Consider the following 7,169-nt stretch of genomic DNA (forward strand, 5'->3'; position numbering starts at 1 on the left):
GACGCGGTGGGCGAGGTCGTCCGCGTGCTCACCAACGGCGACACCGCCGCGCTGGAGATCATCTGGCGGGGCACGCACACAGGCCCGCTCGTCACGTCGACCGGGACGGTCGCACCGACCGGCCGGACCGTCGCGTGCTGGGCGACGCTGTGGCAGCGCTGGGACGGGGCACGGCTGGTCCACGAACGCACCTACGCCGACATCCCGTCGCTGCTGGCCCGGATCCGGAAGCTGCCACCGACCGCGGGGAGGGAGCCGGTCGGCGGCCGAACAGGAGGAGGACACGTGAGCACGGAGGACAACAAGAAGCTCGTCGCCCGGCAGTTCGACGAGATCTGGAACGGCGCCCGGTGGGACACCGTCGAGGAGCTCTTCGCACCCGACTACGTCAACCACGACCCGTACAACCCCGACCAGCCCACCGGCCCCGCCGGGTTCACCGCGCGGGTGCAGGCCTACCGCGGCGTCCTCGACGAGTTCGACCTGCGGATCGAGCGGCAGATCGCGGAGGGCGACATGGTGGAGACGCACTGGTCGCTGCGCGGGGTGCACCGCGGGGCGCTGGAGGGGGTCGAGCCGACCGGCAGGCGCGTCGAGGTCGACGGCCAGCTGCTCAGCCGGATCGTCGACGGCCGGTTCGTGGAGGAATGGGTGCACTGGGACACCCTCGGGCTGCTGCGCCAGATCGGCGCGGTGCCCGTCCCGGCGGCCTGATCGCGGGTCAGGCGGGCGGGAGCACCACGAATTGCCGAAGCCCCAGGTCCGGGTAGGTGACGGGCCCACGCGGGCCCGGCGTGTGATCGACGTTGATGCCGGTCTCCGGCAGGCCGAGCAGCTTGTACCCGTCCAGCAGGCGGGTCGTCGCGTTCCAGAACACGCCGGTGCCCGTGTAGGCGTCGATGAAGGCCCGCGCCGCCGCCTCGTCCGTCGCGCACACCGTGGCGGCGAGGCCGGACGTCTCGCGGCTCGCCGTCGTCGCCGCGTCGACGGGCCCGTCCACCTGCGCCACCGTCACGTGCGCCTCGGCGCCCGAGTCCAGGGCCCATTCGTGGCCGAGCCGGTGGGTGTGCGGCGGCAGCGACGGGGTGATGTCCCGCTCCTGCAGCGCCCGCTCCGCGACCGGCCACAACCGGTCGTAGGCGGGCCGGTCGACGAGGAGCAGGTTGAGGCGGTTGCAGACACCGAGGCGGTCCGTCGAGTCGTGGACGAGCCGGGCCACGGTGTCCGGATCGGCGCTCGCGTCGAGGTAGAGGACGCCGCCGCCGTCCGCGTGCGCGAGCACCCGGGTGCCCGCCGCCGCGCCGAGGGCCGACAGCCGCCGCGTCACCTCGCCGCTGCCGCGCACCACCACGAGCGGGACGAGGTCGGGCAGGCCGACCAGCGCGTCCGCGCCCGCGTGGCCCGGCAGCGGGACGAGCTGGACGGCGTCCTCGGGGATGCCGTGCGCGCTCAGGGCGGGGGCGATCGCGAGCTCGATCAGCGCCCGGGCCGAGCCGAGCGCGGCCGCGCCCGTGCGCAGCACCGCCGCCGACCGGGCCTTCAACACCTGCGACGCCACGTCCACCGTCACGTTCGGGCGGGCTTCGAACACCGCCCCGATCACGCCGACCGGCACCCGCCGCTCGAACACCCGCTCGCCCGTCGGCAGCGTCCGCACCTCCCGCTCGACCGGCGCCTCCGGGGTCGCCGCGAGCACCTCCAGCTGGTGGGCGATGTCGGCCAGCCGCTCCTCGCCGAGGCGCAGGCGGTCCAGGAGGCCGGATGCCATGCCCGAGCGCTCGGCTGCCTCGACGTCCCGCCGGTTGGCGGCGAGCAGCTCCGCGGCGCGCTCGCGCAGCAGGTCCGCCGCGGTGCGCAGGGCGGCGTCGACGGCCGCACCACCCGCGGCGCGCACCCCGGGGGCCGCGGCGGCCGCACGCAGGGCGGCCTCGCGGACGGCGGCGAACTCCGGCGGCTCGGTCGTCTCGGGGGTGGTGGGGGTCGTGGCGGACGGCGTGCTCACGACAGACAGGTTGTCATGCGGAAGGGGGCGCCTGCATCCGCCCGAGCCGTGATCACCGAAACCGGGACGTCAGCTGCACCCACGCAGCTCATGTCACGGTTCCGACGATCATGGCCCTCCGGGACCGTCCGGCTCGGCGTAGACGACGACGTTGTCGCCGTAGTGCCGCGTGGCCGGGTCGAACGCGCCACCGCAGGTGATCAGCACCAGCCGGGGTGGGCCGCCGACGGCGAAGATCTCCGGGGGCAGGTCCGCCTTGGGGTGGTGGCGGCGGGCCACGACGCGGTAGGCGACCGCGCGCCCGTCCGCTCCGCGCAGGACGACGGGCTCGCCCACCTCCACCTCGCGCAGGACGGCGAGCGCGCCGATCCCGCCGGTGCGGGAGTCGACGTGCCCGGCGACGACCGTGGTGCCGCCGGTGCCGCCGGGCAGCGCGCTGGGCGTCCACCAGCCGACGGTCGAGGGCGGCTCTGGCACGATCAGCCCACCGTCCTGGCCGGTGACGACGGGCACGACCGGCGCGCTGACCTGCCGCGACGGCAGCTCCAGCGTGACGGGCACGGTCCCGGCACGCGGGAGGCCCGCGGGCGGGTCGGTCCCGGGGACCGTTCCCGCGGTGGGCGCGACCCCCGATGCGCCGGGGCCTGCCGCGCCTCCGGAGCCGACGCTCCCGAGATCCGCACCCGCGCGCAGCTCGGTGGCGAGCCAGGTACCGCCCGCGACCAGGCAGGACACGGCGGCGACGGCGAGCAGTCCCGGCAGCCACCGGCGACCCGTGCCGCGCGCGGGCGCCGCGCCGGCCGCACCCGGCCCACCGGCGTCGGGTCCACCGGCGTCGGCACCGCCCGGCGCACCGGGCGCACCCGGCGGACCGGGCGGCGGGTCAGTGCTCAGCGGGCATCACCGCCGCGCGACCCGGACCGCCCCGCCGGCCAGAAGCGCCCCGGCGGCCAGCAACGCGAGCGGGGCGAGCGGCAGCCCGTCCTGCGTGGACGCCGCCTGGCCACCGGTGCCGGAGTCCACGGTCGTCGGCGGGACGGCCCCCGAGCCGGCGCCCGACCGCAGCTGCGCCGTCAGCGCGTCCAGGTTCGCGAGCGCGGCGCGGGCGGCGTCCTTGGCCTCCGCCGAGGCGTCCGGGGAGTTCAGTACCGCCTCGGCGTTCGCCTTCGCCTGGGTGTAGAGGTCGAGGACGGCGCGCGTCCAGGCCTGGTCGAAGGAGCTCCCGGAGCGGGCCTGCAGGTCGGCGAGCAGCGCCTGCTGGTCGGCCGTGAGGGAGTCGTCCAGCTCGACCCCGCTCGCGGCGGCGACGGCACGGATCTGCTCGTCGAGTGCGGCGACGTCCGCGGCGATGCGCCCGGCGACGCCGCGGACCTGCTCACCGCCCTTCTCCTCGCCCAGCGCCGCGAGCGCGGCGAGCGCGCTGGCCCCCTGGTGAGCGGCCTGCGTGGCAGCGGCGGTCGGCGCACCGGGCGCGGCCGGAGCAGCAGGTCCGGCGGGTCCGGCCGGGGCTCCGGGCGGTGGCGGCGGTGCGGACGTCGTCGGGCCGCCGCACGCGGTGAGTCCGGCGAGGGCGAGCGTGGCCGCCGCGACGGACACGGTGTGGCGCAGGGACATCGGGTCTCCTCCGGGGGAGCTGCGGGACGGCACGGTCTCCCCGTTCAACGGCCCATCTAGGCCACCGTTGCGGGTGACACCCGATCGAGTGTGAAGATCACTCCCGGTGCGGAAGCTTCGCGGGAGTGGACGGCGGCGGCACGACGGGGCCGATGTCACCGTCAGGTGCGGTGTCGAGGTCGACGATCACGGGGGCGTGGTCGCTGGGGCCCTTGCCCTTGCGGGCCTGGCGGTCCACCCACGCGGCGGCGACGCGGTCCGCCACGGCCGACCCGGCGAGGACGAGGTCGATGCGCATGCCCTTGTCCTGGTGGAAACGGCCGGCGCGGTAGTCCCAGTAGGTGAAGACACGCTCGCCGGGCCAGCGGTCGCGGACGACGTCGCGCAGGCCGAGCCCGATCAGCCCGCCGAGCGCAGCGCGTTCCGGCGGCGTGACGTGGGTGGACTCGACGAACACCGACGGGTCCCAGACGTCGGCGTCGGTGGGGGCGATGTTCATGTCGCCCGCGACGACCGCCGTCGCCGGGTCGGTCACCGCAGCCCGCAGCGCGGCGAGCCACTCCAGCTTGTAGGCGTAGTGGGGGTCGCCGGGGGTGCGGCCGTTCGGGACGTAGACCGAGGTCACCCGCACCCCGCCGCAGGTGGCGGTGACCGCGCGCGCCTCCAGCACGCCGCCGAACTCGGGCGCACCGGGCAGGGTGCGTTCGACGTCGTCGAGGCCGACGCGCGACAGCAACGCCACGCCGTTCCAGCGGCCCTCGCCGACGTGCGCGACCTCGTAGCCCCGCTCGGCCAGCGGGCCCCCGAACGTCGCGGCGAACGCCTCGTCGGAGAGCTTGGTCTCCTGCAGGCAGACGACGTCGGGGCGGCGCTCGTCGAGCCACGGCAGGAGCCGCGGCAGCCGGGAGAGGGCGGAGTTGACGTTCCAGGTGGCGACGCGCACGGCGCCGCACGCTACCCGCGCCCGCGGGACCGGGCGGCGGCGCAGGGATGGGAGGGCCGCCGCCGCCCGGAGCCTCAGGGGGTCGTGGGCAGCACCCGCAGCTCGTCGGCGCGCAGCGCGGCCCCGCTCGCGCCGCCGCTGATCTCGACGAGGTCGCCGACGGCGGGCTTCTGCCCGATCGCGGTGACGTCGACGGTCACCGTCAGGCCCTGGACCGAGACGACCGTGGCCTGGTTGCCGGCGATCGCCGTCACCGTGCCGGTGACGCGGGCCTGCGGGACGTACGCGACCACGACGGTCGCGGCGTCGCCGGTGCCGTCCACGCGCAGCAGGACACGCTGCCCGGCGGTGAGCTCGGCGAGCGAGCGGACGCCGTCACCGGCCACCCGCGTGCGGTCGTCGGTGCGCAGGGTGCGCTGCGGGGAGCCGTCCGGGGTGATCACGAGCGTGCCGTTGCCGGCCGAGACGACCGTACCGGCGAGGAGGGTGTCGTCGCCGAGGCGGCCGAACGCGACACCGGGGCCGCCCCGCCCGTCGCGGTCCCAGCCGTACCCGCCAGGGCCCCGGCCCGGCCCATCGCCGAACATGCCCGGACCGTGGACCGCGCGCGGGTGCCCGGCCGGGCCGTACCCGCCGTACCGCCCGCCCCACGGCACCAGGAACGCCGCCACCACGGCGGCGACGACGAGCAGCCCCAGCACGGAGAGGCCGGCGATCGCCCAGCCGCTGCGGGGGAGGAAGCGCCGGCGGGTTGGCGGCGGTGCCGGTTCCTGTGCTGTGACCTGCGCCGGTTGCTGTGCCGGTTCCTGTGCCGGTTCCTGGGCCGGTTCCTGGGCCGGTTCCTGGGCCGGTCCCGCAGCCGGTTGCGGGGTCCGCTGCCCTTCCGGCTTCGGGGTCGTGGGGGGATCGGGGGTGGTCATTGCTGCGTGCTCCCGTCGGTCGTCGTTCCCCTCCGACAGTGCGCCGCCCGCCTGAACCGGACCTGAAGCCCGGCCCGACCTTCAGGTGATCCTCAGACTCGCCGGGACAATGGGGGCATGGATGGCACGGCTGCGCGGGTGCTGGTGGTCGAGGACTCCGAGGCGATCCGCACCGCCGTGCTCGCCGGGCTCGCCGGGGCGGGCTACGAGGCCACCGGCCGCGAGGACGGGCGGGCGCTGGAGCAGGACCTCGCCGCGTTCCGGCCCGACCTCGTCGTCCTCGACGTCATGCTGCCGGGCCGCGACGGGTTCGCCCTGCTCGACGTCGTGCGCCGCCGCAGCGACGCGGGGGTCGTCATGCTCACCGCCCGCGACGGCGTCGACGACCGGCTGCGCGGGCTGCACGGCGGCGCCGACGACTACGTGGTCAAGCCGTTCGCGCTCGCCGAGCTGCTCGCCCGCGTCACCGCGGTGCTGCGGCGCATGGGACGCACACCCTCCGCCGTCGCGGTCGGCGACCTGGTCGTCGACGCCGCCGCCGGGACCGTGGTGCGCGGCGGGGCACCGGTCGAGCTCACCGCCACCGAGCTGCGCCTGCTGGACTACCTCGCCGCCCAGCGCGGCCGCGTCGTCAGCAAGGGCCAGATCCTCACCCGGGTGTGGGGGTACACGGACTACGACCCGAACCTGGTCGAGGTCCACATCTCCGCGCTGCGCCGCAAGCTCGGCGAGCCGCGGCTGCTGCACACCGTCCGCGGGCTCGGGTACGTACTGCGGGCCGAGCCGGACGCGGCACCGTGAGCGGACCGCGCCGGCGGTCGGGCGCGCCGGGACCGTCGCGGCTCCACACGGCCTCGCTGCGGCGGCGCGTCACCGCCCTCAGCCTGATGGTGCTGGCGGTGGTGCTGCTCGTCGTCGGGCTGCTCACCGACGTCGTCGTCGAGGCCCAGACGCGGACGGACCTGCGCAACGACCTCACCGCCCGCGCGGACGCGGCGGACCAGCTCGTCGCCCGCGGCATCGCCCCGGGTGAGCTGGTGCGCCGCCTGGAAGGGCCCGGGGTCCGCGCCGTCGTCGTCACCGCGGGCGGCGAGGTGTACGGCCCGCCCGGCCCGCCGATGCGGTTCCGCCCGGACCACCACGGCCCCGACGGCGATGCGGTCGTCCAGCGGACCCTCGCCGACGGCTCCCGGCTCACCCTGGTCCTCACGGACTCGCCGGTCACGGCGGCACAGGAACGGCTGCGCCGCACGATGCTGTGGCTGTCGGTCGCGGCGCTGGTCGTCGCGGGGGTCGTCACGCTGTTCACGACGCGGGTCGCGCTCGCGCCGCTGGACACGATGACCGCGCTCGCCCGCTCCATCACCCGCGGCGACCGCGGCCGCCGCCTCGCCCCCACGCGCACCGACACCGAGCTGGGCCGCACGGCCGCGGCGTTCGACGCGATGCTCGACGAGCTGGAGGGCGCCGAGCGGGCGGCCCGCGCCGCCGAGTCGGACGCCGTCGCATCGGAGGCGCGCACCCGGCGGTTCGTCGCCGATGCCGCGCACGAGCTGCGCACCCCGCTCGCCGGTGTCCAGGCCGCCGCCGAGGCCGCCGCCGGACCCGGGCTCGACCCCGAGGAACGCGACCGGCTGCACCTCCTGCTGCTGCGCGAGTCCCACCGCGCCGCCCGCCTCGTCGACGACCT

8 protein-coding genes are annotated in these 7,169 nt (G+C 76.6%); 3 read left to right on the forward strand and 5 right to left on the reverse strand.

Features of this window, described 5'->3' with window-relative positions; all coding sequences use genetic code 11:
- A partial coding sequence (locus tag AB7J25_RS29435) for an ester cyclase (RefSeq protein WP_428514438.1) occupies window positions 1–714 on the forward strand: 714 nt, incomplete at its 5' end.
- Window positions 715–721: 7 nt separating this feature from the next.
- On the opposite strand, the gene AB7J25_RS29440 is transcribed toward AB7J25_RS29435, so the two are convergent.
- From AB7J25_RS29440 to AB7J25_RS29460, 5 genes are all read right to left on the reverse strand, one after another.
- A complete protein-coding gene (locus AB7J25_RS29440) occupies window positions 722–2,002 on the reverse strand; it encodes an aldehyde dehydrogenase family protein (protein WP_428514440.1) in 1,281 nt (426 codons plus the stop codon).
- Window positions 2,003–2,110: 108 nt separating this feature from the next.
- Complete coding sequence (locus AB7J25_RS29445; RefSeq protein ID WP_428514442.1) at window positions 2,111–2,737, reverse strand: class F sortase; 627 nt, start codon at window positions 2,735–2,737, stop codon at window positions 2,111–2,113.
- Between the two features lie 165 nt (window positions 2,738–2,902).
- Entirely contained in the window at window positions 2,903–3,616 is a 714-nt protein-coding gene (locus AB7J25_RS29450) for a DUF4142 domain-containing protein (RefSeq protein ID WP_428514444.1), read from the reverse strand.
- Window positions 3,617–3,713: 97 nt separating this feature from the next.
- Window positions 3,714–4,559, reverse strand: a complete 846-nt coding sequence (locus tag AB7J25_RS29455) for an exodeoxyribonuclease III (protein WP_428514446.1) — start codon at window positions 4,557–4,559, stop codon at window positions 3,714–3,716.
- Window positions 4,560–4,633: 74 nt separating this feature from the next.
- The gene (locus tag AB7J25_RS29460; RefSeq protein WP_428514448.1) at window positions 4,634–5,260 is read right to left on the reverse strand and encodes a hypothetical protein; all 627 of its coding nucleotides are present in this window, start codon (window positions 5,258–5,260) and stop codon (window positions 4,634–4,636) included.
- Between the two features lie 336 nt (window positions 5,261–5,596).
- Between AB7J25_RS29460 and AB7J25_RS29465 the strand changes: the two genes are divergently transcribed.
- Together AB7J25_RS29465 and AB7J25_RS29470 are read left to right on the forward strand one after the other, a co-directional pair.
- Window positions 5,597–6,280, forward strand: a complete 684-nt coding sequence (locus AB7J25_RS29465) for a response regulator transcription factor (RefSeq protein WP_428514450.1) — start codon at window positions 5,597–5,599, stop codon at window positions 6,278–6,280.
- Window positions 6,277–7,169 (forward strand): histidine kinase dimerization/phospho-acceptor domain-containing protein (locus AB7J25_RS29470; protein WP_428514452.1); only part of this gene is annotated, 893 nt, incomplete at its 3' end. The genes AB7J25_RS29465 and AB7J25_RS29470, both read left to right, overlap by 4 nt.

This window comes from Pseudonocardia sp. (assembly GCF_050246655.1).
Taxonomy (GTDB): Bacteria; Actinomycetota; Actinomycetes; order Mycobacteriales; family Pseudonocardiaceae; genus Pseudonocardia.